Raw genomic sequence first — 24,413 nt, 5'->3', positions numbered from 1 at the left:
CGAGGGTGAGTCTCGTCATGGTTCACGCCCTTGCCTGCATTTTTGTTCGGCACTTTAGTCTGGCTGGGGCGGGTAGCGGATGTCCCGCAGGTTGAATCCCAGCGGAATATCCCGCTGCAAGCGCACCAGCCGCTGGGCCAGCAGGGCCTCATCCTGATGTTGGCGCAGCTTGATCAGTGGCTTGGCGGCGTCCTCTTGCTGGCAGGTCTCGAGCATGGCTGCCAGATTGCCATATTTCTGCAACAGCTGGGTGGCGGTCTTGGGGCCAATCCCCGGAACCCCCTTGATATTGGAACCGCTGATACCGGTCAGGGCCCAGAAGTCGACCAGCTGAGCAGGGGCTACCCCATATTGCTGCTGGACGAAGGCCGCATCCAGCCAGCGCTTGTTGAAGTAGTCGCGCACCCGGATCTGCGGGCAGATCAGTTGGCAGAAGCCCTTGTCGGTGGAGATGATGGTCGCCTGATGGCCATGGCTGGCGATGCCGCAGGCGAGAGTGGCGATAAGGTCATCTGCTTCATCGGTCTCGGAGAGCAGGGCATCGACCCCGCACTCCCAAAAGGCATCCTGCAGGGTCGCCAGCCCTTCACGCAGTTCGGGGGGCATGGGAGTTCGCCCTTCCTTGTAGGCCGGATAGACCTCCTTGCGCCAGCTATGCACCTCGCCATCAAACACGGCAATGACATGGGTCGGCTCGCTATTGGCCAGCAGCTTGCGGCAGGTATTGATAAGGTTGGCGCGGGTTGCAACCAGCGCCTGGGCAGGGGTCAGTGCCTGCTGGGCCTGTACCGCGTGCAGACGGCGAATGAGATTGAGGGCATCGATGATGAGCAGGTGTGGCCGGATAGTTGACATGTGGCACTCTTGGCGGTCGGGACGCCCCATTGTAACAAACCGCTCGCCTTATGGGGGATTGATGGCAGTCGGGAAGGCATAGCGCCAATAAAGAGGGGCGCCGATGCGCCCCTCTGTCGATGATGTATCTGTATCCTAGCGGACGATTTCGTAGCAGGGCACATACTGGCTGCCCGGCAGCTTCATCCGCTGCTGCTTGACGAAGCTCTCCAGCAGTTTGTCCATCAGGTGCATCAGCTCCTTGTCGCCATGCAGCTTGAAGGGGCCCTTCTTCTCGATGGCGCGAATGCCCCCTTCCTTGACGTTGCCGGCGACGATGCCGGAGAAGGCACGACGCAGGTTGGCGGCCAGCAACTGGGGCGGCTGGTTGCGGTGAAGGTCCAGACTTGCCATGCTGGCGTGATCCGGTTCGAAGGGGAGTTGGAACTCCGGCTCAATCTTGAGGGACCAGTTGAAGGAATAGGCATCACCGACTGATTTGCGGTATTCGCGGATTTTTGGCATCGCCTCTTTCATCACCCGGGCTACTTCCGGCGCATCACCGACAATGATCCGGTAGAGTTTGGTCGCCGGTTCACCGAGGGTCGCCTTGATGAAGTCGTCGATGGCACGGAAGTAGTCGGCACTCTCTTTCGGGCCGGTCAGGATGATGGGCATCGGCTGCCGCTCGTTGGCCGGATGCATCATGATGCCGAGCAGATAGAGCAGCTCTTCGGCGGTGCCGACCCCGCCCGGGAAGATGATGATGCCGTGGCCGAGGCGCACGAAGGCTTCAAGTCGCTTCTCGATATCCGGCAGGATCACCAGCTCGTTGACGATGGGGTTGGGCGGTTCGGCCGCGATGATGGAAGGCTCGGTCAGGCCGATGTAGCGCCCGTTGCGCACCCGCTGTTTGGCATGGCCGACGGCGGCCCCCTTCATCGGGCCCTCCATGGCGCCAGGGCCACAGCCGGTACAGATGTTCAGCTCACGCAAGCCCAGTTCGCTGCCCACGGCGCGGGTGTACTGGTATTCGATCTCGTTGATGGAGTGGCCACCCCAGCAGACGATCAGGTTGGGATCGGCGCCGGGCAGGATCACCTTGGCGTTGCGCAGAATGGCGAACACCACGTTGGAGATGTGAGTGGAGTTGGTCAGATTGACCTGGCGGTTGGACTCGAGCTGATTGGAGACATAGAGAATGTCGCGCAGCACCGAGAAGAGGTGCTCCTGAATGCCGCGAATGATCTCGCCATCGACAAAGGCGTGCTCGGGGGCATTGAACAGTTCCAGCTTGACCCCGCGCTCGCGCCGGATCACATGAATATCGAACGATTTGAAACGCTCCAGGATCTCCTTGGAGCTGTCGGTATGGCTACCAGAATTGAGCACTGCCAGCGAGCAGTTGCGAAACAGTTGATAGATATCGCTGGAGGCAGTCTGCTTGAGGCGATCCACCTCAAGCTGTGACAGCAAATCCATGCTGCCGACGGGATTGATGTGCGTAATCATAGGTTCCCCTTTACTCACTTGTTATCGTTGTGTTTTTCCCTGGGGAGAAAAGGGGACGCTATGTTGCATCCCCTGAGATCGATAGTAGTGGTAACAGAGGGTGGAGGGAAATAGGGCGCCGACTGTTCGCTGTTTTTTTAGCCGCTTGTCAGGCCAGTGTCACTTGATCCCGACCGGTGTGCTTGGAGTGGTAGAGTGCCTTGTCCGCCCGTTCAAACACATCTGACGGGTTGTCCCCATCCTTGAACAGGGTTGCGCCGATGGAGATGGTGATCTCCACCTTGGCATCGCGAAAACGGAACGGGATGCTCTTGATGGTCTGGCGCAGGGTCTCCAGCGGCTTCTGGAACTTGTCCGGATTGATGTTGGGCAGCAACACCACGAACTCTTCCCCACCAAAACGGGCGATGAAATCTGTGTCACGCAGCGCGCTCTGCAGCGCTTTGGCGACCACTTTCAACGCCTTGTCACCTGCCATATGGCCGTAGTTGTCATTGATATTCTTGAAGTGATCGATGTCGATGATCGCCATGCAGAGCGGAGTGCGGTAACGAAGCCAACGTTTGTATTCCTGCTCCAGCCGTTCATCGAGGGCGGCCCGGTTGTGTACCTGGGTCAGGCTGTCGAGGAACAGCTTGTGTTTTTGAATGGTCAGCCGCTTCTTGTACTCGGCGGTCTCCTCCTTCATCAAGCGCAGCTTGGACTCCATGGTGGAGAGGCGGGTGAGCAGGTGGCGCTCTCGCGCCGCAGTGCTGTCACGCTCTTGCAGCAGCAGGTTGATGGCGCCCATATGGCCGGAGATGGCGCGCTTGAGCGCATCGATGGAGTTATGGCTGGCCAGGGAGTGATCGATCGCCTGCAACTCGTTGACCAGCGCCTCGCGGGTCTCGCGGGTTTCGTTTTGCAGCGCACGCCCCTCATCGAGGGATTCGGTAAACCCGACATGTACTGCGGAGAGGCTTTCGTTGAGGGAGCTGAGGAAGGCGCGGGAGGCTTTGCGCTCCTCACGGGTGCCTTCGATGATGAGCTCGATCACCTGCAGGCAGGTTTCCGCCAGCAGGGCAGGGTTGATCCCGATCAGCAGCTGGCGGCGAATGTCGCTCAGGCTTTCGCCGATGGCGCCGGCAAAGTCGAGTTCGGTGATAAGCCGCTGCAGCTCATCGGCGATGCGAGCGTGATCCTTGAGATCAAACGGGTCGACATCGGGCTGGCCATCGTTGCTGGCAGTATCGCTTTCTTGTTGCGTTGCACCTGACGGTGCCAACAGGGGTTGGCTTGGCAGCAGCTGGATCTTGATCGCCTGCTGGTAGAACTCCAGCAGCTTGATCACCTTCTTCTGGTGATCGGCAATGCCGTAACCGGCGGGACTTGCCAGAAATTCCTTGAGGGACTTGCGGGTCTCTTCCGGGAAGCCCTTGATGTTTTTCAGCTGTTTGGAACCAAGTTCGATGGCGGTCTGGGTCAGGGTGATCGACTCTTCCAGCACATTGCTGTGCTGCTGCAGCAGTTTTTCAATGGCCAGCAGATCCTCGTCTAGCGCGGTAAATGCGGGATTGTTATCCAGTTTCTGCTTGAGCTTGGCGAAGCGATTGTCCAGCTCGCGGTCGAAGCCACGGCAGGAGAGCATCAACTTGTTGATAAACTGAATACCACGGGCACGCTCTGCATCGGAAAACGACAGTACGCCGTCGAGTTCCAGCTGTTTCTGCTGAAGGGATTCCCTGAGTCTTGCCAATTGTCCTGCTACGGCAGCGATGTCATTCATTATCAGGTCGCCCTGTTGTCATTATTGTTTTTGGTGTTGGATAGCAACAGTGGTCGAACCTGGTTTCGATCCTCGCCTGTTATCTACATTATTTCCTGGTGGTTATCGGCTGCCGGCTTCCTTGCAAGGCAGGGCCAATTAACCCATTGCTTTTCATGAGAAGAATTGACTTTTACCAGTCCCTTGTCAATTGCCATCAGGCCGCATTGCCACACATCTCCATTAAAAAATGCCGCTTGTTGGCAATCGATCGCCGCGAGCTCCAACCAGGCGTTTTGCTGGCATTTTTCACTGAGCTGAATGGCTCCCGACAGGGCGAGATAGCAGAGGTCAAACAGGCCATTGTGATCGAGCGCGGTCGCCGCTTTCGGCAGGAAGGGGTGACTGACAATCCCGAGGCTGATCTGGCGATCCAGCGGATAGTTGCAAGGGAAGGCGGCGATGGCGGTCAGCAGGTCTCCCGCCAGTTGATGCAGGTTGGTGACGTGGCGCTGTGGCACTACATAGAGCATGTGTCCTTCACGCAAGTCATAGATACGGCCATCTTGCGGGGTCAGGGTGTCCATATAGGCACCAAAGGCCTGCTCGATTTCTCTGCTTGCCTGATAGCCGTGGCGCTCCAGCGTGTTGACCAGGAAAGGCACACGGAACAGCAGATAGTGCAGCTTGTCATCGAACTCGCTGGAGGGCTGTTCACTGAGGTACCAGCGATCCGATTTCAGCTGGCGCTTTGCCATCTCCCGCGGCCAGCGGTTCATCAGCCGCTGCCAGTTGGCCAGCCCTGAGCGTGGCTCGATCAGCAGGGCCTCATTGGTCCGTTTCAGTTGCAGGCGGGCAGTACGCAGCTTGAGCCAGAGGGTGAAGAAGAGGTAGATAAAGAGCGCCAGCAGCAGGCTGGTGGTGATGCTCGACCAGAGATAGCGCTCCTGCTGATGCTGGCTGTTGTTAAGCCGCTGCTCCAGCTCCTTGATATGTTGTACCCGCTCGACCTGAACATAGTTGTCGCGGATCGCCGCCTGCTCAATGGCTTGCTCCTGCTGGCGCACCTCCTCGCCAAGACGGTGGAAGCGCTTGTAGCTGTCGAGTGCCTGACGCAGATACCCCTTCTGCTCGTAGGCAAGCGACAACAGGCGGAATACCTCGTACTGGCGGCGGGTATCGCCGAGCTGATTGGCCAGTGCGCGGGCGTTCTCCAACTGCAGGATGGCGATGGCGGCCTCCTGCTTCCTCAGATAGAGCTCGCCGAGCAGCAGCAGGGTATCGATCAGCGGCTCTTTGGCATCGCTCAGTTCGTGAGACTGACGGGCCGCATTGAGGTAGTTGCTGGCCAGCGAGAGGTTGCCGCTTTGCAGGTAGGTCTTGCCGATTTCGTATTTGAGCAGGGAGGCTTGCGGTCGGTTGCTCCCTTCATCGAGCAGATCCAGCGCATTGAAGAAGTAGACCAGCGCCATATTGAGGTCGCCCTGCTCGCGGTTGAGTCGCGCCAGCACCATCAGGGAGTCGCACAGCAGGGAGGGGTTGCCGATGGAGTGGAAGTAGTTGGCCGCCTCATTGGCATACTGCAGCGCTTTCTGTGGCTCCTGCTCCTGCTGGTAGAGTTTCACGATCTGGTTCGACAGCAGGCCGAGAAAGAGCGGGTCATTGAGGCTTTTGGCCTGTTGCTGGGCATCGATATATTCCCCCAGCGCCAGCTGTGGCTGCTGCAGCGCGCGATAAAGGTCGCCGCTGATGGCGCTGACCCAGGCACTGGCGAGGGGATTGGGGGTCTTGGCGGCCCAGATCCGCGCATCTGCCAAGTGGGCCTTGGCATCATCGAAGTGCTGGTTCTCGATGTCGTAGCTGGTGCGTTGCAGGCGGCCATAAATCTGGAGCTGGCTCTGCTTGAGCGTGGGGACGGCCAACTGTTCGTCCAGTTGATCCATCAGGGCGCGACTGGTGCTCTGGTTATCCGGTTTGAGGGCCTGACTGCGGATTTTGAGATAGAGGCCGTGGGCCTTGAGTTCCGGTTGCCGCTCTTTGTCTGCCAGCGCCATCGCCTTGTCGAGCGCTTGCTGGGTGGCCTGATATTGGCCCAGTTGCAGCAGACACTCCCCTTTGAGCAGGTGGGCGCCTATGGTCTGGGCCGCCGTGCTGTAACTCAGGATGGGCTCGCGATAACCGAACTCCTGGCGATTGCTGATGATTTGCTGGGGATTATTGGCTGCGCGCGTCAGGAAGGCGGTGGTGATCTGGACGCATCTGGCAGGATCGGTCAGTACCATCGATTGCGCTTGTTGCAGATCGATAGAGAGTTGCTCCTTGTCCAGATCCAGATTCGGAGCTGACAGGGAGGACATCATCATGGCCAGAAAAAACAGTTGATTCATTGGATTAAGGACGGCGCAGAGGTGTTGGCATGTTATCCAAGCCCCCCCCTGCGAGTCCAGCGTTTACTGTGGTTTGCTGGTGGCCGGCAAGTGGGTTTCGTCTGGATTTTATTATCCAGCCCCCTTATCCCTGCTGCGTAAAGCATCGATTGAAACCTTTCTGCCCGTCATGGAGGGCAGTGCGACTGCCCTCTCTGTCGCAACTCGACTCTATTGGCGGATCAGACGCAAGTTGGCGGGCACAGCTTCGAAATCGGAGCGGAACGGGTTGATGTCGAGGCCGCCGCGGCGGGTATAGCGGGCATAGACGGTCAACTGCTCAGGCTGGCAATAGTGCTTGAGGTCGATAAAGATCCGCTCGATGCACTGCTCGTGGAACTCGTTGTGCTGGCGAAACGAGATGAGATAGCGCAGCAGCTTCTCCCGATCGAGTTTCGGCCCCTTGTAGCGGATCACCACAGAGCCCCAGTCGGGCTGGCTGGTGACCAGACAGTTGGATTTGAGCAGGTGGCTGTGCAGGGTCTCCTCGACCAGCTCGCTACCGGCTGCCCCTCGCAGCAGGGACGCATCAAACTCGTAATTGTCTACCTCGATATCCTGCTCGTCGATGCACTCGCCGGGCAGCTGGGCAATCTGGTGCGGCGCCTTGTCGAGGGGGAACAGGGTCACCTTGACGGTCTCACCGGCACAGACACTCAGATCCTTGGTCAGCATGGCGGCGACTGCCTCTATAGAGTCGCAACGGGTCTGGTTGAAGGAGTTGAGGTAGAGCTTGAAGGATTTGGATTCGATCAGGTTCGCACTGGTGGCCGGAATGGCCACTTCACCCACCGCCACCATCGGCTTGCCCTTGGCATTGAGCCAGGAGAGTTCATAGAGGGTCCAGACATCGCAACCGCTAAAGGGCAGGTCATCGCCCAGCTGGAGATCATCCCGGTTCAGGCTACGTGGAACCGGCTGCAGCAGGGAGGGTGTGTACTGGCTGATGTAATCGGATTGCTGGCCCAGGCTCAGGCCGGTCAGGGCGCTGGCCCCGGCGTATCTATCTTGTTTGCTCACAGGGTTGCTCACGTAATGTGCTCATGATGAGTGGAATGAAACGGGCCATTGCAGGGCCGGATGGTTGCAGCCGCTTGGCTTGGGCGTCGGCCTCTCTGTATCCCGGGTTCTGTTTCCCGGGTCACTAGGTCGGCTGGCAATCTTGTCTGTTACCGGGTTTGGTGGTGCAATAGCGGACTTTGCCAGCAATTGTGGGGATTTTCGATGTCGGATCAAGTTTTGTCTGCCCTGGAGCACTTTTTTGCCCGCTGGCAACGGGATGGCGAGGCCAGACGAGGCCTGCCCTTGTGCGAGTGGGAGGCGGACTGGCGTTCCCCCTGCCAGCTTGGTGAGCCCGCCGATGGTCGGGTGGCTTGGCGCCCTCACCAGCGCCCCGAACCCGCCGATTTTACGGCCATGGCCGATGCCCTCGAGCTGACGATTCATCCCAGCGCTATCGCCCTGTTCGGGCACTGGTTAAGCCGCCCCATCCCCTGCCTCTTCAAGGGGCTGCGCCTTGAACTGATCCTGCCGTGGAACGACGCGGATCTCGACCTGCTCAAGGAGAACCTCATCGGCCACCTGCTGATGCTGCGCAAGCTAAAACGAACCCCCTCCATCTTTATTGCCACCACCCGCAACGAGATGACGCTCATCTCGCTGGATAACGAGAGTGGTCAGGTGTGGCTGGAGTGGCTCGATTCAGGCCGCTGTCTGACGTTGGCTCCCTCTTTGCCGGCGTTTCTGGAACGGCTGGAGACGTTGCCGCAATAGCATCTGTTCGAGCCATGGTTACTCATCGGAGCGAAAAGAGCCTTGCTATGCGGCAAGGCTCTTTTTTATGGGGTTGCGTATAGGGAACGCGCTTAATCCTTGAAATCCCAGGAGAGGTTGGAGACCAGACGGCAGCTGTCGCACTTGAAGTCGAAGATCTCGTGCAGTGGCTCTGCCAGCGCCCACTCACCGCCACAGCTGGGGCAGGGGCGCGCCTTCTCCTCGGCCGCGCTCAACCCGCCCACCCGGTAGAGGTAGTAGTAGGTGGGGATGCCGCTCAGCACTTCCAGCCGCTTGGCCAGATCGGTGCCGCGCCGGTAGAGGCGGCTGCCCACTTCGCCGATTTCATGCAGCGCCGCATGTTCGGCGATGGAGCCGTTCATCTGCAACTGATCGCACGCCTCCCAATCCTCTTGCCACTTGATGATCTGTTTCTGATCGCCGTTGGCGACCGCGGGCAGTTGGTAGAGCGGAATGGGGGCGAAGTGGTCGCCACAGCGCAGCGGCGAGCAGGTGTGCAGGAAGCTGGTGTAGAGCATCATCCAGCTCGGTCGCTCGCCCTGCTGGCCGCAAGGATCTGTGCTGTCGGAGAGCAGATCCGCCCCCTGCAGTTGGAGTTTCGGCGCCAGCAGCCCGGCCTGATTGAGCTGCTGTTCGGCCAGTTTGACCTGCTCGCTCTGGTTGTCGGGGTGCAGGCTATCCTGCTCCGGGCAGACCACCCGACTGACGAAATAGCCGTCGTGCATGCTGGTGGGGAACTCCCGCCCGAGGATCTGGCCCTGATAACGCAGCATGTCGAGGTAGTTGACGATGGCCCGCTCGGCGTCGCCAAGGGAGGTATCGCGGTAACACTCAAAGCAGAGTTCGACGATATACATGGTTCAGCCTTGCCCCTGCTTGAGGAGCAGGTCGGTCAGGCGATCCACCTTCTGTTCGATGCGCGCGAGCTGTTCGGCGAGTTGCTGCAGGGTGAGCTCCGGTGCTGGCTGCGGCACGGCCTCTGGCAGGAGCTCGCTCTCGGCGGCCGCGACTGGCTGCTGCTTCCACTGGCTCAGCACTTTCAGCAGCTCGGCCATCGGCACGGGCTGGGTGAGGCGGGCCTTGATCATGGCGGTGGTGGGCGTCAGGCCCTTGGCGGCCAGCTCGTTGGCAATTCGGATGATCTCGTGGGCGGACATAAGCATGCTCTGGGTGAGAAGGGGGGATCGATATCGGGGCGGGATCTTAACCAAAGCCGGCAGGGGAGGAAAGGGGCGGCGGCTAGCGGGGCTGGCGCAACATCACATCGAGCAGGTCGATCGCCTCGCACCAGTCGGAGTCGTTCCACAGGGCATCGCGCAGAAAGCTGGCCTGGGCTGCGTTCCAGAAACCGGCCTCCGGCAGCAGGGTCTCATTGTCGAGGTGATGGTCGTGCACAAAGCGGTGCAGGCTCAGCTCGTCGTTGGCCATCCCTAGCTGGGCAAACAGGGCTGGCAGATCGTGGACAAGGGGTTCCATCTCGTCTCTCCCTTTGTTTAATCCCTGAGATTATAGACAGGCACAGCCATCGGGCGCAGAGACGAGATTGGGGATCAGGCTGAGGGGATTCGATGGGGTGGCAAATCAACGCCCACGACGTGCAGCCCCTGCATCTTGAGGGTGCCCTGATAGTGGCTCTCGCCATCGCTGGAGAATTCAAACTGATAGTGGGTCAGCAGCCGCAGGGGATTGCGGGCCAGCTCCCGCCGATGGCGAGCCAGTGACAGCAGTTGCAGGTCATGGTGCTGGCAGTAGCGGCGCATGTATTGCCAGGCCACTTCTGCCTGTTGGCGTTGCAGCCAGAACAGGCCGCCCATCGCAATCAGCAACAAAATTCCGAGCATCTCTCCCATAGGCGGGCTTCCTTATCGTGATGTCGATAACCGGGAGTCCTGCTCGGCACTCCCGATCTCCTTTTCTATTTCCCGCCGTGTTGCCTCGTGGCGTGAGGGGGAGGCGAGGGATCAGGCCGAGGCAAACAGACGGCCGATGGCCTTGCCCAGCGCATCGCTGCGCTCGGGGTCTCGCAGTCTGGCCAGCATATCATTGCGCAGGGCCGGTAAAGTGACCAACTCGGCAAAAACCTGATTGAAGAACTGGGTCGGTTGCAGTGCCAGCTGTTCCAGATAGTGGCTGAGCAGATTGGCATCTTTCAGGTCGGGCCAGAGCCGACCGGCGATGGCGAGTAGTAGCGCAGGGCTTGGCTGGGTTTGCAGCAGGGTCAGCAGCTTGTTGGTGCGCAGCGTGCTGCCGGGGCAGGAGGCCATGGCGCGGCAGAGGTAGGCCAGGGTCTCAGGGTTGGGGGCGGCGCACTCCTGCTCCTTGCCGATCCGCTCAAGCAGGGCGCCTTGTACTGCCGGCGGCAGCGGGGCGTTTTCAAGGCTCTGGCAGAGGGCGTAGAGCGGCTCTTGCGGCAGTTTGGGCAGTGCCTTGCAGATTAGCGCCAGATTGCGCTCATCATGCAGTCGCTCGGCCAGATCGGCAAAGCCCTGCAGTCCCAGTGTCTGCCAACCGGTGTCGTTGGGGGCGGCCAGATAGTGGCAGAGGGCATCGTAATAGGCCGAAGGGGCCTGCTCCAGCTGGCGCGCCAGCTTGGCGTGCAGACTGGCCATTTTTGCCTCCGCCGGGCGGAAGGTGTAGGGATTGTCGGCCAAGCGCTGGGCTTTTTCATCGTCCAGATCGCCGGTGAGCTTGTAGCCCAGGGTCTCCACCACCTGATCCATGAACAGCTTGGGACCATTTGACATCAGCAGGCCGCGCTCATCGAGGGCGAACTTGAGGAACCAGAGGTAGTGGCGAGACTCGCTCGGCTGGAAGAAGTGCACACCCAGCCAAGCGTGCTGTTGCAGCGGCCAGGGATAGGGCTCCTGCTGCTGTTCGATACGCACAAAGGTATCGCTTGCCAGTGGCCGCACCTGGCGGCCCATGTCAAACAGCTGGAACTGGGTGCCAGCCTGAGTCAGAAATTCGGTCAAGGTATTGATGGCAGTAGGCGTCACAGACATGGTGAGATCCGGCTAATGGTGATGCGGGCCGATTATAAGGCCCTTGCCGAGGATAGCCAGTGGCAGCAGACGCGCGTTGCGGCAGATATCAACATGGCAGCCATGCGGGGGGAGGTGTATAGTATCGCCCTTTTTTAACGGCGGCAGGCCGCGCTGGCTGCCGTGTATGTCGACGAGCTGGCTGAATCGCCGGTGCTGCGCGACCGAATGTACCGGCATCCTGGCTGGCCCTGTCGGATCAGCGGATCAATCTGTGGTTATGAGGAAGAGAGCGAGATGAATCAATATTTGCTGGTAGCTGGCCTGTTGGGGGAACTCACCGCCGAGTTGCAGCGCCTTGAGCGCTGGCAAGCTGACCATCCCGGTGACGAAGCCCTGGCAAGCACCCTGCCTTTTTGTGTCGATACCCTGAGCTTTGATCAGTGGCTGCAGTTCGTGCTGATCCCGCGCATGGAGCAGCTGGTGATGTTGCAGGCGCCGTTGCCCACCAGCGTCTCCCTCTATCCCATGGCCAGCGAAGTCTACAAAGAGGATCTGGCCGAAGCAGAAGCGCTGCTGCGCCTGATCGCCCGCTTCGATCTGCTGCTTTCCGGCAAAGTGATCGAACAATGATGCCAGATCAAACCCGAGAAGAGAGTGACCTGAAGCTGACCCTGCTCTATCAGGATGAGTGGCTGGTGGCGGTCAACAAACCGTCCGGTCTGCTGGTGCACCGCAGTTGGCTCGACAAGGGCGAGACCCGTTTTGCCATGCAGATGACCCGGGATCTCATCGGTGGTCGCCATGTCTATCCGGTGCATCGTCTCGACCGACCCACCTCCGGTGTGCTGCTGTTTGCGCTCGATCCGGTGATTGCCCGCGCACTCACCGAAGCCTTCACCCAACGTCAGATGCACAAGGAGTATCTGGCATTGGTGCGTGGCTGGGCGCCCGAGCAGGGGGTGATCGACTATCCCCTCAAGGAGCAGCTGGACAAGATTGCCGATGCCATGAGCAACCCGGATCGCCCGGCGCAGGATGCCGTCACCACCTTCCGTCGCCTGCATCAGGTCGAGCTGCCCCACGCGGTCTCCAAGAAGCACCCCACCAGTCGCTACAGTCTGGTCAGATTGTTCCCGAAGACCGGCCGCAAGCATCAGCTGCGCCGCCATATGGATCACCTGTTCCACCCCATTGTCGGGGATACCACCCACGGGGATGGTCGTCACAACCGTTTCTTTCGCGAGCACTTTGGCTGCGAACGGCTGCTGCTGGTGGCCCGCACCCTGAGCTTTACCCATCCGGTGCTCAAGGTGCCGATGCGGATCCAGGCGCCACTCGGTCAGGATGTGCTGCGCCTGTTTGCCGAGCTGGGCTGGCCCGCCAGCGAGAGCGACTACTAAGCGCCTGATCCTCAGCCCTGAACCGGTGGCATCTGACGCCAGCTTGCTGATAGAGTTGCTCAAAAGAGTGACTCAAGCAGGGAGAGGAGAATGGCGCAGATCGATATCGTGGTAGGAACTGTCTATGGCACAGCCATGCTGGTGGCCGAGACCTTGGCAGATGAGCTGGAACGCAAGGGGCATCACTGTTCTCTGCACGAAGAAGCACGGCTGGCGGACATAGACCCCGGCCGTTTTTTATTGCTGGTCAGTGCCACTACAGGACAGGGAGACATTCCTCCCAATCTGCAGCCCTTTGCCAGCGAGCTGGTTGACAAGGCGCCCTGGCTCAAGGGGCTGCGGTATGCCCTGATTGCCATGGGGGACAGCAGCTATGACCATTTTTGTGGTGCGGGCCGTCGGCTGGACGGATTGCTGCAAGAGCTGGGCGCCACGCGAGTGATTCCCCCGCTGGAGCTGGATGCTACCGTGCACGATGAACCCGAACAGGTGGCACTCACCTGGCTGAGAAAGTGGGATATTCAGCCCTGAATATTCTCTGAAATAGAGCCATATCAATCCCCTGATCCTTAACCGGCAGGGGATTGTTATTTGCACAAATGTCATCTCACTCAGCAAGCATATTTTTCACGCTTATTGCCGATAGTGGCGGAGGGATATTTTCCCCTTTTGGCATTCCATCGGCGTAATGGTTTCAAGCGCACCGCAGACCCGGCCTCCAAATAAAAGTTCAATCTTGAAAGCGATCTCAGTCATGTTTTTGTCATTCGATCGTAAAATAATGACTTTGGTTCAGTCGCGAATTAATTGCTGGTAACGCTTTCAGGTTTACTTTAATTGCTGGCTTCGTTGCGTTGGTAGTCACGTATTGCCTCTTTGATCGGTTTTTTGCTTGATTGTGTTATGGCGATCGTTTGCCGAGCGATTTGTCGCCATTTTGTGAGTCGCTTCATATTTGTCGTGAAATACGCTCCCTATAATCAACCTCGGTTATCACCAACAGGATTACATGGTGATAAGAAGTTGAATATTCAGGATCACACTCCTCACTGCGGGAAATAAGGAATATGACAATGAAAATGAAGTGGCTCCCGATTGCTGCAGCTGTTACTGCCGCCCTGGCTTCCCAAGCCGCCTTTGCCGTAGATTTCCACGGTTACTTCCGTTCCGGTGTCGGTGTTTCCGACAACGGTGAAATGCAGACCATCAGCAAGCAAAAAGTTGGTCGTCTGGGTAACGAGAACGAAACTTATGGTGAAGTTCAGTTGGGCCAAGAGGTTTACAACAAGAACAACCAGACTTTCTATGTCGACTCCATGTTTGCCATGACCTCTGGTCAGAAGCGTGACTGGGAAGGCGACGGCAAAGATGGCGATGCTACCTTCGCTCTGCGTCAGTTCAACGTTCAGGCCAAGAACATGTTTGGCGGTAACGAGACCCTGTGGGCCGGTAAGCGCTACTACCAGCGTCATGACATCCATATTTCCGATACCTACTACTGGGATGTATCCGGTGCCGGTGCCGGTGTAGAAAATATCGAAGCTGGTCCGGGCAAGCTCTCTGTGGCTGTGCTTCGTAACGACCCGTGGGATGCTTACGATGGTGGTAAAGACGATTCCAAGACTCTGGATACTAACGTTTTTGACATCCGTTATGCCGGTATCCCGCTCTGGACAGACGCCTCTCTGGAACTGGGTTATGACTTTGCCAGCTCCAACCCGACTGATCAGCAGAAACTGAAATACCCGGATCTGAAAGATGGCCACATGGTGACTGCTGAGTTGACCCAATCCATGCTGGGCGGTTTTAACAAGACTGTCGCTCAGTACTTCAAGGATGGTCTGGCTGCTCAAGGTGTTAACTACCAAGGTGGTTCAGGCAGTGGTCTGCAGGCCAATGCAGAAAGCGGTGACGGTTTCCGTCTGATCAACTGGGGTGTACTGCCGGTAGGTGACAAGGTCGAGTTTGGTCACCAGATCATCTACGCACAGGCAAACGGTCTGGAAAAAGACACCAAGGATGTAGATACCTTCTCCATCGTTGCTCGTCCGATGTACAAGTGGAACGATGTAATGAAGACCATCGTCGAACTGGGTTACTTCAAGGATAACGAGAAGGTTACCAATAAAGCCGATAAGTCCACTGAAGGTAGCAAGTATACCATCGCACAAGCCTGGTCTGCTGGCTCCAGCTTCTGGGCTCGTCCGGAAATCCGTGTATTCGCCTCTTACGTGGATCAGGATGGTGCTTTCCGTGCCGACAGCAACGGTGTTAAACAGGACAATACTTGGAACTTCGGTGTACAAGCCGAAGCTTGGTGGTAATCTCTCCATCACCTGATTTCAAGTCGCCCCCGCTTGTCGGGGGCTCTTTTTTTCAAGATGGCGTGTAGGGTATGCAGATGAAATATAGCAAGGTAGCGTTGACGATTTTGTGTTCCACTCTGATGACGGCATGTGCGTCGCTTGAGGCAACGGTGGCTCCGACTCAGGAGTACAAGAGCATCCTCGATAGCCGTGCCAGCGCACTTCAGCAGCTCGGCTCAGCCAGCGTATGTTGCACTAGTATCAACGAGTTGCAGTATCAGCCGTTGGCTGCTGAGCAGAAAAGAGTGATTGCTATTGATGGCAGCTCTCCGGCATTCAACTTCCCGGAAGGCAAGAGCTATTACGCCGCCTTCAAATTGCCGACCAATTCCGGTGATCTCAAGATCACTGTTGCGGGTCTGATTGACAAGACGTTGTTTAACCCCACAGTGTTGCTGCTGGATTCCCAGTTCAAGCCGACCCGCACCATTGGTGCCGACATCATTACCTACAAACCTGCGCGTATGTTGGATGGCGATCGGGTTGAAGGCGTCTTTACCATCGACCGTTCCTATGTCGGCAACCCGAACAATGAAACCTATATGGTGATTTACACCAGTCAGGCTACCTTGAGTCAGACCACCCAAGCCATGAGTCCTTCCAAGATGATGGCCAAGTCTCTGAGTGTGCAGGATTATGGTGCCAAGGATCCGTTGATCCCGCACTCTGCATGGGGTGTGGTCAAGATTGATGTGGAAGATATGAGTGCCAGTGCACTGGGCGATAACTTCTACAAGCCGGTTTATCAGGAAGCGATCGATGCCAATACACCGATCGTGGATGCGACCCCTAACAAGTTGGTTGTACCAGTTGCTACCGCTGCAACTGCAGTGGCTGGGGCAACCGCAGCCAAACCTGCTCCTGCCATGTTGAGTGAAACTGAAGCCTTCTATCAGAGCCAGATCGAAAAAGCAGTCAAGGCGGGGGATATCGACAAGGCGATGAAGCTGGTGAACGAGGCCGAGCGGGCTGGTTCAACCAAAGCAAAAAGCGTGTTTATTGATGCGGTCAAGCGCTCGCAAAAATAGAGTAATACGACCGTTTGCTGGTCAGATATATTTATTGAGGCCTCCCTTGTTGGAGGCCTTTTTAATCGGTAGACTGTAATAAATAAAAATCACGCCGTTACATTCGGTTACAATGAGTTGCTGTTTGATGTAAATGGCATTATTAAAATACAAAGTGAAACTGCTATTTATATGTCTTTGTAATAGAGTGATAATGCGGATTATTAATTTCTATTAGATGCGTTTTTTAGCCGCTAAACAAGTTGTGATCTTCCCTCCAAATTCAATATTCCCCCGCCTTCGAAAGCAGCAATTTATGACCCGCTGGGTTATATTCTGATGGTCAAAATAAACAAGCCCGACTCGAAGATATCTGAATGAATCAGTCCTTATTTCATCCAGATAGATCGTTCAGGGACGACAATCCATTCAGGAGCGCACACAATGTTCAAAAATGCTTTCTCTAATCTGCAAAAGGTTGGTAAGGCGCTGATGCTGCCAGTATCAGTCTTGCCAGTCGCAGGTATTCTGCTGGGGGTGGGTGCTGCCCACTTCAGCTGGATGCCGGAAATTGTCTCCCAATTAATGGAGCAAGCCGGTGGTTCCGTATTTGGCCAGATGGCCCTGCTGTTCGCAGTAGGTGTTGCTCTGGGCTTTACCAATAACGACGGTGTATCCGGTCTGTCAGCTATCGTTGGCTACGGCATCATGGTCGCAACCCTGAAGGTCATGGCACCTGTGATGGGTGTTGAAACCATCGAAACCGGCGTGCTGGGTGGTATCCTGGCCGGTGGTATCGCTGCCTGGGCGTTCAACCGCTTCTACAAGATCCAGCTGCCAGAGTACCTGGGCTTCTTCGCGGGCAAACGTGCCGTACCCATCATCACCGGTTTCCTCTCCATCGGTCTGGGTGTGCTCCTGTCCGTGATTTGGCCGCCAGTGGGTGGCGCCATCGGTGCCTTCTCTGACTGGGCAGCCAACCAGAACCCGGTACTGGCCTTCGGTATCTACGGCGTGGTTGAGCGCTCCCTGATCCCGTTCGGTCTGCACCACATCTGGAACGTACCGTTCTTCTATCAGGCGGGTACCTGCGTCAACGGTGCCGGTGAAACTGTTCACGGTATCATGACCTGCTTCCTGACTGCTGATGACGCGTCCCGCGCTGCCGGTAACGGCTTCGGTCAGCTGGCTGGTGGCTACCTGTTCAAAATGTTCGGTCTGCCTGCTGCTGCGTTCGCCATTGCTCACGCTGCCAAGCCGGAAAACCGTGCCAAGATCGTTGGTATCATGGCCTCTGCAGCCCTGACCTCTTTCCTGACCGGTATCACCGAGCCGATTGAATTCTCCTTCCTGTTCATCGCTCCGGTTCTGTACGCAATTCACGCTGTACTGGCTGGCCTGGCTTATGTGCTGACCAACTCTCTGGGTATCGTACACGGTCACACCTTCTCCAACGGCTTCATCGACTTCGTGGTGCAATCACCGCGTGCCGACAACATGCTGCTGCTGGTTGGTCTGGGTCTGGTTTACGCGGCCATCTACTACGTCGTATTCAGCTTCGTTATCCGTGCCATGAACCTGAAAACCCCGGGTCGTGAAGACGAGACTGCTGAAGAGGCCGTTGGCCAAGGCAAAGACGAAATGTCTGCTGCTCTGGTTGCCGCCTTCGGTGGTAAAGAGAACATCGCTTCTCTGGATGCCTGCATCACCCGTCTGCGTGTTGGTGTGAAAGATGTTGCCAAGGTTGACCAGGCTGGTCTGAAGAAACTGGGTGCTGCCGGTGTGGTAGTGGCTGGTTCCGGCGTTCAAGCCATCTTCGGTACCAAGTCCGACAACCTGAAAACCGACATGGACATCTGGATGAAGAGCAACTAATCCTGTTGCCTGAATATCAGCGTGTTTGAAGAGGGAGGCGAAAGCCTCCCTCTTGCTATTTCTGGTCATGGATCGTGCGAGTCACAGCAGGTCGAGCTCGGCAGGAGTCTCATTGTCCAAGATGCGATGTGTAACGGGATGCTCTATGTCGGCACAACCGCTGGTGTGCCTCGCTCGCCTTATCGCACACCATCACCAGGTCAACCTTATAGCCAGATAAAGTCATCCAGTAATCAGCCAATAAAAAGAGCGCCACCTGGGCGCTCTTTTGTCGAGTCGGGGGGATTAGAGTTTCTCCAGATCCCGTTCGATTTCGCTGATCTTGTTCTGTACCACTTTTTCCAGATGGCGCAGGTCGCGCAGGATCTTCTGCTTGATGTCCGGGTCGGCTTGCTGATGGACGCCCTGGGTCAGGTTGTCCAGCTCATCCACCACATACTTGAGGTTGGCGTTGATCTCGGTGACATCCTTGTACTCATGGGTACCGGAGTCGACCAGCATGGTCTTGCGCTGGCGGGGATACTTGAATTTGACACTCTTGGCGAAGAACTCGCCCTTCTGCTTCTTGAAGTAGATCTTGAGGATGTCGTGGTTGGCCTCCTGGCGCAGGGTATAGCTGTCGACGGAGGCGGGATCCTGGATCCCCAGGCTCTTCAGATTCTCGTACATCAGGCTTCCTCGGTTTGAAACGATCCTGTCCCATCCATCTTAACCGATGCCTCATGGCTTGCCTGTGACAGGGGCGCCAAAATCAAAAGGGCGCCATCAGGCGCCCTTTCATCACAGCAATGCTGATTACTCGTCGATGGAGCGCAGCAGGGCGTTGATGCCGACTTTGGCGCGGGTCTTGGCATCGACCTTCTTGACGATCACCGCCGCGTAGAGGCTGTACTTGCCGCATTTGGAGGGCAGGGAGCCGGAGACGACTACGGAGCCAGCCGGTACGCGGCCGTAGTGGATTTCGCCGGTTTCACGGTCATAGATGCGGGTGGACTGGCCGATAAAGACGCCCATGGAGATGACGGAACCTTCCTCGACGATGACCCCTTCAACCACTTCGGAGCGGGCACCGATAAAGCAGTTGTCTTCGATGATGGTCGGGTTGGCCTGCAGCGGTTCCAGTACGCCGCCGATGCCGACGCCGCCGGAGAGGTGGACGTTCTTACCGATCTGGGCGCAAGAGCCGACAGTGGCCCAGGTATCGACCATGGTACCTTCGTCAACGAAGGCGCCGATGTTGACATAGGAGGGCATCAGCACGGTATTGGAGGCGATAAAGGAGCCTTTGCGGGCGGTCGCCGGCGGCACCACGCGCACACCCGCTTCCTTGAACTGCTCGGCGGTGTAGTTGGAGAACTTGAGGGGAACCTTGTCGTAGTACTGGGCATCGTCGCCCTTGATGATGCCGTTGTCGTTGATGCGGAAGTAGAGCAGAACCGCTTTCTTCAACCACTGATGGACAACCCACTCACCGGCGATCTTCTCGGCAACCCGTGCCTTGCCTGAGTCCAGCAGGTCGATGGCTTGCAGGATGGCGGACTTGGTGGCGCTATCCACGGAGCCCGGAGTAATGGTGTCGCGGCGCTCGAAGGCCGCTTCAATGATCTGTTGCAACTCGGTCATGACAGGTTTCCTTTAAAAAATTCTGTTTGTTGTATCACACTTTTCCGACTGTTTTTAAGGGGTTGACCGGAATTCTTCCAGCCAGCGGCCATTTCTTCATCCGGTATGCGCCAACCAATTGTTTGGTATGGCAAAAAACGCCCGACAATCAGCCTCTTTCGAATCACTCTTCGCTTAATCAAGTACCGACTGCTGGGGATTGAGCTGGTGTACCAGTCGCTCTTCGAGCTGTTTTTGCTGCTCGGCGGTCAATGGCTCGCCATCGAGGCTGGTCAGGCTGAAAAAGTCCTCGACCCTCTCACCGAAAGTGGCAATTTTGGCGGCGTGCAGCGATAGTCCGCACTGCTGGAAAACGGCACCGATCCGCGCCAGCAGGCCGGGAGTATCGAGGGCAGTCAGCTCCATCAGGGTGTGACGGCTCTCCCCTTTAGTGGGCGAAGAGCGGGGCAGGAAGACCACCCGAGTCGGCACGCTGAACTGGCGGTGGCGCCGCGACAGCGGCTTGTTGCGCAGCACCAGCTTGCCCGGCTCCTGCAGCGCCTTCTCCAGCGCCTTCTTGATGGTGGCTGTGCGGTTGGGGCTGATGGGTTCGCCGCTCGGCTCCAGCACCACGAAGGTATCGAGCACATAGTTGCTGCGCGAGTTCATGATCTGGGCGTCGTGGATGTTGAGGTTCTTCTGATCCAGCGCCGAGGCCACGGTGGCAAACAGATTCGGGGTATCGCGGCAGTAGATAAACACCTCGCTGCCGCCTCGGGTAGGGTGTTTGCCGATGATCACCAGCGGAGCCGGATTGTCACCATGCTCAATGATGTGGCGGCAGTGCCAGGCGATCTGCTCCGGGCTGTGACGCAGGAAGTAGTCGGCCTTGAAATCGGCCCAGAGCTGGTTGATCGCCTCTTCCGATACATCCCGTTGTGCCAGCAGTTGCTTGGCCTGACGCTGGTTTTCGCGAATGCGCAGCCGCATGTCGGGCGGGTTCTCCAGCCCCTGGCGCAGCGCCTTCTGGGTCGCGAAGTAGAGCTCCCGCAGCAGGGTGCCCTTCCAGTCGTTCCACAAGGTATCGTTGGTGGCGCAGATATCAGCCACGGTGAGGCAGTAGAGCAGGTCGAGATGCTGCTCGTCGCGCACCTTCTGGGCAAAGTCGGTGACCACGTCGGGATCGTAGATATCGCGGCGCTGGGCGGTGACCGACATCAGCAGATGGTGGCGCACCAGCCAGGCGACCAGTCGGCTCTCGTAGCGATCCAGACCGTGCAGCTGGCAGAACTCCAGCGCATCGACGGCGCCGAGTTCCGAGTGATCGCCGCGCCGCCCCTTGGCGATATCGTGGAACAGGGCGGCGATGCTGAGCAGCTCCGGTTTGCGCAGCCGGGTGAAGACCTCGTGGCAGAGCGGGTGGCTCTGGCGACTGGCCGGATTGGGGAACTGGTGAATGTTCTTGAGCAGCCGATGGGTGTGCTCATCCACCGTGTAGGCGTGGAACATGTCGAACTGCATCTGGCCGACGATCAGGTTCCATTGCGGCAGATAGGCGGCGAGGATGCCGTATTTGTGCATCAGGGTGAGCGGCAGGCCGATGCCGTTGGGGTGGCGCAGCAGCGCCATAAAGAGGCGGCGGCAGTCAGGCAAGTCCTGCAACCAGCAGTTGAGTTTGCGGCGCGCCTCGCGCAGTTGGCGCAAGGTGGCCGAGTGGATGCCCGCAATCTCGGGATGCTGAGCCATCTGATAGAAGAGGCGCAGGATAGCGGCCGGTTCACGGCTAAACAGCTCCGCATCCACCGCATCGATGAGGCGGCCACGGAGCTGGAACTCGTCGGAGAGGCGGCGCACATCCATGGCAGTGTTGCCGAGTATCGCCTCGTCAAACAGCTGCAGCAGCATCTCGTTGAGCTCGGAGACACGCCGTACCGTCTGATAGAAGCGTTTCATCATCTGCTCGACCGGGGTGTTGCCTTCCCCCTCGAACCCCAGCATCTGGGCTACGGTGCGCTGGCGATCGAACAGCAGGCGGTTATCTCCCTTGTTGATGGCCATGTGCAGGGCGAAGCGCACCTTCCAGAGAAAATTCTGGCAGTCGAGCAGCTCGCGGTACTCGGCACGGTTGAGAAAGCCGTGGCTGGTCATCTCGAACAAGGTAGTGGCGCCAAAGTGGCGGCGGGCGACCCAGGCGAGGGTTTGAATGTCACGCAGGCCGCCCGGATTGCTCTTGAGATCCGGCTCCAGCTTGTAGGCCGTGCCAAGAAACTGCTGATGACGCTCCGCCTGCTCCTGGCGCTTGGCGCGAAAGAAGGCTTCGCTCGGCCAGAAGTGCTGGGGGCCGGTGGCCTCTTTCAGTTGCCGGAAGCCTTCCTGGCGACCGGTGATGTAGCGGGCCTCGATGAGGTTGGTGGCGACCGTAATATCGGCGCGCCCCTGCTCGAGGCACTCCGCCACGTTGCGCACCGCCTGACCCACCTCAAGCTTGAGATCCCACAGCAAGGTGATGAACTCACCGATCCGCAGTCCCAGCACTTCGTCCAGCTCATCGCCATCATAGAGGATCAGCAGGTCGATATCGGAGTGGGGGTGCAGCTCACCGCGGCCATAGCCCCCTACCGCGATCAGGGTCAAATCGCTCTTGTCAAAGCCGAACTTCTGCCACAACCGGCAGAGCAACTGATCCATGTACTCGGAGCGGGTGGCGACCAGCTCGATGATGTTGTCGCCGGCATCAAAACGGGCGTGCAGCCAGCCGAGAAAGCGGCTCAGGTACTCTTTGCAGTTGTCGCGAGTGAGCTGATCATCGGGTAACAAATGGGGGGAAAGCAGGCTGGCGTCCATGGCATCTCACACACAGTGGCAGGCAAATGGCTGAAACAGAAGTAAAAACCCCGGCGCTTTGGAAGTTCAGGGCCGGGGTTTGATGTTAGCTGTGTTTGATGAAGCGGTCGATAGTGTCATCGGGGCGCAGGGTGAGCACCTCGCAGCCATCCTCGGTCACCAGCAGGGTGTGTTCCCACTGGGCTGAGTCGCCGCCATCCTTGGTTGTCACGGTCCAGCCATCCTTCGGATTGACCTTGCAGTGATACTTCTTGCTGTTGACCATCGGCTCGATGGTGAAGCACATGCCCGCTTTCAGCTCCAGCTTGCCGCTGTTGCGGTAGTGGAGGATCTGCGGCTCTTCGTGGAACTCGGCACCGATACCGTGACCGCAGTAGTCTCGCACCACGGAGAAGCCGGCCTTCTCGACGATGGGCTGGATCACTGCGCCGATTTCGGTGATACAGGCACCCGGACGCACCTTCTTGATGGCGGCGTAGAGGCTCTCTTGCGCAACCTTGCAGAGCTGGCGGCGCAGCGGGGTGGTTTCACCCACGATGAACATGGCCGAGGTATCGCCGTGGTAGCCATCCTTGATGACGGTGATATCCAGGTTGATGATGTCGCCATCACGCAGCTTCTTGTGATTCGGGATACCGTGGCAGATCACATCGTTCACCGAGGTGCAGATGGATTTGGGGAAGCCGTGGTAGTTGAGCGGAGCTGGAACCGCCTGTTGTACGTCGACAATATAGTCGTGGCAGAGGGTATTCAGTTCGTCAGTGGTGACGCCAGCTTTGACATGGGGCGCAATCATGACCAGCACATCGGCGGCCAATTGGCCGGCAACGCGCATCTTTTCAATCTCTTCCGGTGTCTTGATTTTAATGGACATGGGATCTCTCTTGCGGCCTGCCGCTGGGCCTGCGAGGGCAGACAGGACAGGTAATGAAAAATAGATGCGTTTGCAATCAGGGCAAAATTTTATCCGCAACCCCCGCGTACTTCCAGTGTGATTGTCATCACAACGTCAAATCGGCGTCGCAGCATCCTCTGGCGGGATCCATATTTACACCTGTTTAGGGTGTCGGCCGGTGGTGTCCTGAACAAAGTTATGGTATAAAGCGCGCCGGAATGGGGAACTTGCGTCCCGATTTCATCACCCTTACTTAAACAACACACACACATCGACACATATGCCGGGGTGCCTTAACGGGTCGGTTATATGGGATGTGTGGAGGCCTAACCCCAATACAGAGGTATAAAATGGCTAAAGTTTCTATGCGCGACATGCTGCAAGCCGGCGTTCACTTCGGTCACCAGACTCGTTACTGGAACCCGAAAATGAAATCCTACATCTTCGGTGCCCGCAGCAAAGTTCACATCATCAACCTGGAAAAAACCGTTCCGATGTTTGACGATGCCATGAACTTCATCAGCTCCGTAGCTGCCAAGAAAGGCAAGGTACTGTTCGTAGGTACCAAGCGTGCCGCGTCTGAAGCCGTCAAAGAAGCCGCTGAGCGTTGCGACCAGTTCTATGTAAACCACCGCTGGCTGGGCGGTATGCTGACCAACTGGAAAACCGTTCGTCAGTCTATCAAGCGCCTGAAAGATCTGGAAACCCAGAGCCAGGACGGTACCTTCGAAAAGCTGACCAAGAAAGAGGCGCTGATGCGTACTCGCGAAATGGAAAAGCTGGAGAAGAGCCTGGGTGGTATCAAGAACATGGGCGGCCTGCCTGACGTTCTGTTCGTTGTCGATGCCGACCACGAGCATATCGCTATCAAAGAAGCCAACAACCTGGGTATCCCGGTAGTTTCCATCGTTGATACCAACTCCAACCCGGACGGCGTTGACTATGTCATCCCGGGTAACGACGACGCTATCCGTGCCGTACAGCTGTACCTGAATGCTGCTGCTGACACCGTACTGGAAGCTCGCGCTCAGGACATCGTTGTTCAAGCCGAACAAGATGGCTTCGTTGAAGCTGAGTAATTGATAAGGACTGTAAAGCCCTTATTAACCAAGCTGATGTAATTGGTTAGC

At 57.6% G+C, this 24,413-nt stretch carries 22 protein-coding genes; 8 read left to right on the top strand and 14 right to left on the bottom strand.

Annotation, left to right across the window (positions count from 1 at the left end; translation table 11 throughout):
* Positions 1–54 precede the first annotated feature (54 nt).
* The 5 genes from xni to queF form a co-directional block, all read right to left on the bottom strand.
* Positions 55–855: a flap endonuclease Xni gene (gene xni, locus ACB035_RS06705; protein WP_129504575.1), complete on the bottom strand. Its 801-nt coding sequence runs from the start codon at positions 853–855 to the stop codon at positions 55–57.
* A 135-nt stretch (positions 856–990) separates the two neighbouring features.
* Positions 991–2,346 carry a nucleotide 5'-monophosphate nucleosidase PpnN gene (ppnN, locus tag ACB035_RS06700; protein ID WP_005338611.1) on the bottom strand — a complete coding sequence of 452 codons (1,356 nt, stop codon included), beginning with the start codon at positions 2,344–2,346 and terminating at the stop codon, positions 991–993.
* Between the two features lie 148 nt (positions 2,347–2,494).
* The gene (locus ACB035_RS06695) at positions 2,495–4,111 is read right to left on the bottom strand and encodes a diguanylate cyclase (protein ID WP_255909276.1); all 1,617 of its coding nucleotides are present in this window, start codon (positions 4,109–4,111) and stop codon (positions 2,495–2,497) included.
* 83 nt (positions 4,112–4,194) lie between these two features.
* Positions 4,195–6,477: a tetratricopeptide repeat protein gene (locus tag ACB035_RS06690; RefSeq protein ID WP_371166947.1), complete on the bottom strand. Its 2,283-nt coding sequence runs from the start codon at positions 6,475–6,477 to the stop codon at positions 4,195–4,197.
* 210 nt (positions 6,478–6,687) lie between these two features.
* The gene (gene queF, locus ACB035_RS06685; RefSeq protein WP_371166946.1) at positions 6,688–7,536 is read right to left on the bottom strand and encodes an NADPH-dependent 7-cyano-7-deazaguanine reductase QueF; all 849 of its coding nucleotides are present in this window, start codon (positions 7,534–7,536) and stop codon (positions 6,688–6,690) included.
* Positions 7,537–7,740: 204 nt separating this feature from the next.
* Between queF and ACB035_RS06680 the strand changes: the two genes are divergently transcribed.
* Complete coding sequence (locus ACB035_RS06680) at positions 7,741–8,289, top strand: SecY-interacting protein Syd (protein WP_236381358.1); 549 nt, start codon at positions 7,741–7,743, stop codon at positions 8,287–8,289.
* A 92-nt stretch (positions 8,290–8,381) separates the two neighbouring features.
* Here the strand turns inward: ACB035_RS06680 and ACB035_RS06675 are convergent, their stop codons facing one another.
* From ACB035_RS06675 to ACB035_RS06655, 5 genes are all read right to left on the bottom strand, one after another.
* The gene (locus tag ACB035_RS06675; RefSeq protein WP_236352930.1) at positions 8,382–9,167 is read right to left on the bottom strand and encodes a Zn-ribbon-containing protein; all 786 of its coding nucleotides are present in this window, start codon (positions 9,165–9,167) and stop codon (positions 8,382–8,384) included.
* A gap of 3 nt (positions 9,168–9,170) precedes the next feature.
* A complete protein-coding gene (locus ACB035_RS06670; protein ID WP_236381360.1) occupies positions 9,171–9,467 on the bottom strand; it encodes a DNA-binding protein in 297 nt (98 codons plus the stop codon).
* A gap of 82 nt (positions 9,468–9,549) precedes the next feature.
* Complete coding sequence (locus ACB035_RS06665; RefSeq protein WP_158110992.1) at positions 9,550–9,786, bottom strand: DUF2789 family protein; 237 nt, start codon at positions 9,784–9,786, stop codon at positions 9,550–9,552.
* Between the two features lie 74 nt (positions 9,787–9,860).
* Positions 9,861–10,160 carry a DUF3301 domain-containing protein gene (locus tag ACB035_RS06660; protein ID WP_106842366.1) on the bottom strand — a complete coding sequence of 100 codons (300 nt, stop codon included), beginning with the start codon at positions 10,158–10,160 and terminating at the stop codon, positions 9,861–9,863.
* 111 nt (positions 10,161–10,271) lie between these two features.
* On the bottom strand, positions 10,272–11,312 hold the full coding sequence (locus ACB035_RS06655) for a DUF3549 family protein (RefSeq protein ID WP_236381363.1): 1,041 nt from the start codon (positions 11,310–11,312) through the stop codon (positions 10,272–10,274).
* A 276-nt stretch (positions 11,313–11,588) separates the two neighbouring features.
* On the opposite strand from ACB035_RS06655, the gene ACB035_RS06650 reads away from it, so the two are divergent.
* From ACB035_RS06650 to ptsG, 6 genes are all read left to right on the top strand, one after another.
* Positions 11,589–11,924 carry a YqcC family protein gene (locus ACB035_RS06650; protein WP_005338596.1) on the top strand — a complete coding sequence of 112 codons (336 nt, stop codon included), beginning with the start codon at positions 11,589–11,591 and terminating at the stop codon, positions 11,922–11,924.
* Positions 11,921–12,694 carry a tRNA pseudouridine(65) synthase TruC gene (truC, locus tag ACB035_RS06645; protein ID WP_236562574.1) on the top strand — a complete coding sequence of 258 codons (774 nt, stop codon included), beginning with the start codon at positions 11,921–11,923 and terminating at the stop codon, positions 12,692–12,694. Before ACB035_RS06650 ends, truC begins: the two co-directional genes overlap by 4 nt.
* Positions 12,695–12,784: 90 nt before the next feature.
* Entirely contained in the window at positions 12,785–13,225 is a 441-nt protein-coding gene (locus ACB035_RS06640) for a flavodoxin (RefSeq protein ID WP_236562575.1), read from the top strand.
* Positions 13,226–13,767: 542 nt separating this feature from the next.
* Positions 13,768–15,018, top strand: coding sequence for a maltoporin (locus ACB035_RS06635; protein WP_236562576.1), 1,251 nt, complete (start codon positions 13,768–13,770; stop codon positions 15,016–15,018).
* Positions 15,019–15,095: 77 nt separating this feature from the next.
* Complete coding sequence (locus ACB035_RS06630) at positions 15,096–16,088, top strand: MalM family protein (protein WP_236562577.1); 993 nt, start codon at positions 15,096–15,098, stop codon at positions 16,086–16,088.
* A gap of 423 nt (positions 16,089–16,511) precedes the next feature.
* Positions 16,512–17,942 carry a PTS glucose transporter subunit IIBC gene (gene ptsG, locus ACB035_RS06625; protein WP_371166945.1) on the top strand — a complete coding sequence of 477 codons (1,431 nt, stop codon included), beginning with the start codon at positions 16,512–16,514 and terminating at the stop codon, positions 17,940–17,942.
* A gap of 285 nt (positions 17,943–18,227) precedes the next feature.
* Here the strand turns inward: ptsG and ACB035_RS06620 are convergent, their stop codons facing one another.
* From ACB035_RS06620 to map, 4 genes are all read right to left on the bottom strand, one after another.
* A complete protein-coding gene (locus ACB035_RS06620; RefSeq protein WP_005338583.1) occupies positions 18,228–18,611 on the bottom strand; it encodes a DUF3461 family protein in 384 nt (127 codons plus the stop codon).
* A 126-nt stretch (positions 18,612–18,737) separates the two neighbouring features.
* Positions 18,738–19,565, bottom strand: coding sequence for a 2,3,4,5-tetrahydropyridine-2,6-dicarboxylate N-succinyltransferase (gene dapD, locus ACB035_RS06615; RefSeq protein WP_040069775.1), 828 nt, complete (start codon positions 19,563–19,565; stop codon positions 18,738–18,740).
* Positions 19,566–19,739: 174 nt separating this feature from the next.
* Complete coding sequence (glnD, locus tag ACB035_RS06610) at positions 19,740–22,388, bottom strand: bifunctional uridylyltransferase/uridylyl-removing protein GlnD (RefSeq protein ID WP_019445217.1); 2,649 nt, start codon at positions 22,386–22,388, stop codon at positions 19,740–19,742.
* A gap of 85 nt (positions 22,389–22,473) precedes the next feature.
* A complete protein-coding gene (gene map / locus ACB035_RS06605; protein WP_005338579.1) occupies positions 22,474–23,262 on the bottom strand; it encodes a type I methionyl aminopeptidase in 789 nt (262 codons plus the stop codon).
* Positions 23,263–23,633: 371 nt separating this feature from the next.
* Here map and rpsB point away from each other — a divergent pair, with 371 nt between their 5' ends.
* A complete protein-coding gene (gene rpsB, locus ACB035_RS06600) occupies positions 23,634–24,362 on the top strand; it encodes a 30S ribosomal protein S2 (RefSeq protein WP_371166944.1) in 729 nt (242 codons plus the stop codon).
* Positions 24,363–24,413: the final 51 nt, after the last annotated feature.

Source organism: Aeromonas sp. S12(2024), from assembly GCF_041402305.1.
Classification (GTDB): domain Bacteria; phylum Pseudomonadota; class Gammaproteobacteria; order Enterobacterales; family Aeromonadaceae; genus Aeromonas; species Aeromonas veronii.
This window is presented reverse-complemented; position numbering and strand designations above follow the sequence as displayed.

Coding starts and splice junctions, on each gene's coding strand:
- xni (WP_129504575.1), bottom strand. CDS start 855: ATGTCAACTATCCGGCCACACCTGCTCATCATCGATGCCCTCAATCTC.
- ppnN (WP_005338611.1), bottom strand. CDS start 2,346: ATGATTACGCACATCAATCCCGTCGGCAGCATGGATTTGCTGTCACAG.
- ACB035_RS06695 (WP_255909276.1), bottom strand. CDS start 4,111: ATGAATGACATCGCTGCCGTAGCAGGACAATTGGCAAGACTCAGGGAA.
- ACB035_RS06690 (WP_371166947.1), bottom strand. CDS start 6,477: ATGAATCAACTGTTTTTTCTGGCCATGATGATGTCCTCCCTGTCAGCT.
- ACB035_RS06680 (WP_236381358.1), top strand. CDS start 7,741: ATGTCGGATCAAGTTTTGTCTGCCCTGGAGCACTTTTTTGCCCGCTGG.
- ACB035_RS06675 (WP_236352930.1), bottom strand. CDS start 9,167: ATGTATATCGTCGAACTCTGCTTTGAGTGTTACCGCGATACCTCCCTT.
- ACB035_RS06670 (WP_236381360.1), bottom strand. CDS start 9,467: ATGTCCGCCCACGAGATCATCCGAATTGCCAACGAGCTGGCCGCCAAG.
- ACB035_RS06665 (WP_158110992.1), bottom strand. CDS start 9,786: ATGGAACCCCTTGTCCACGATCTGCCAGCCCTGTTTGCCCAGCTAGGG.
- ACB035_RS06660 (WP_106842366.1), bottom strand. CDS start 10,160: ATGGGAGAGATGCTCGGAATTTTGTTGCTGATTGCGATGGGCGGCCTG.
- ACB035_RS06655 (WP_236381363.1), bottom strand. CDS start 11,312: ATGTCTGTGACGCCTACTGCCATCAATACCTTGACCGAATTTCTGACT.
- ACB035_RS06650 (WP_005338596.1), top strand. CDS start 11,589: ATGAATCAATATTTGCTGGTAGCTGGCCTGTTGGGGGAACTCACCGCC.
- truC (WP_236562574.1), top strand. CDS start 11,921: ATGATGCCAGATCAAACCCGAGAAGAGAGTGACCTGAAGCTGACCCTG.
- ACB035_RS06640 (WP_236562575.1), top strand. CDS start 12,785: ATGGCGCAGATCGATATCGTGGTAGGAACTGTCTATGGCACAGCCATG.
- ACB035_RS06635 (WP_236562576.1), top strand. CDS start 13,768: ATGAAAATGAAGTGGCTCCCGATTGCTGCAGCTGTTACTGCCGCCCTG.
- ACB035_RS06630 (WP_236562577.1), top strand. CDS start 15,096: ATGAAATATAGCAAGGTAGCGTTGACGATTTTGTGTTCCACTCTGATG.
- ptsG (WP_371166945.1), top strand. CDS start 16,512: ATGTTCAAAAATGCTTTCTCTAATCTGCAAAAGGTTGGTAAGGCGCTG.
- ACB035_RS06620 (WP_005338583.1), bottom strand. CDS start 18,611: ATGTACGAGAATCTGAAGAGCCTGGGGATCCAGGATCCCGCCTCCGTC.
- dapD (WP_040069775.1), bottom strand. CDS start 19,565: ATGACCGAGTTGCAACAGATCATTGAAGCGGCCTTCGAGCGCCGCGAC.
- glnD (WP_019445217.1), bottom strand. CDS start 22,388: ATGGACGCCAGCCTGCTTTCCCCCCATTTGTTACCCGATGATCAGCTC.
- map (WP_005338579.1), bottom strand. CDS start 23,262: ATGTCCATTAAAATCAAGACACCGGAAGAGATTGAAAAGATGCGCGTT.
- rpsB (WP_371166944.1), top strand. CDS start 23,634: ATGGCTAAAGTTTCTATGCGCGACATGCTGCAAGCCGGCGTTCACTTC.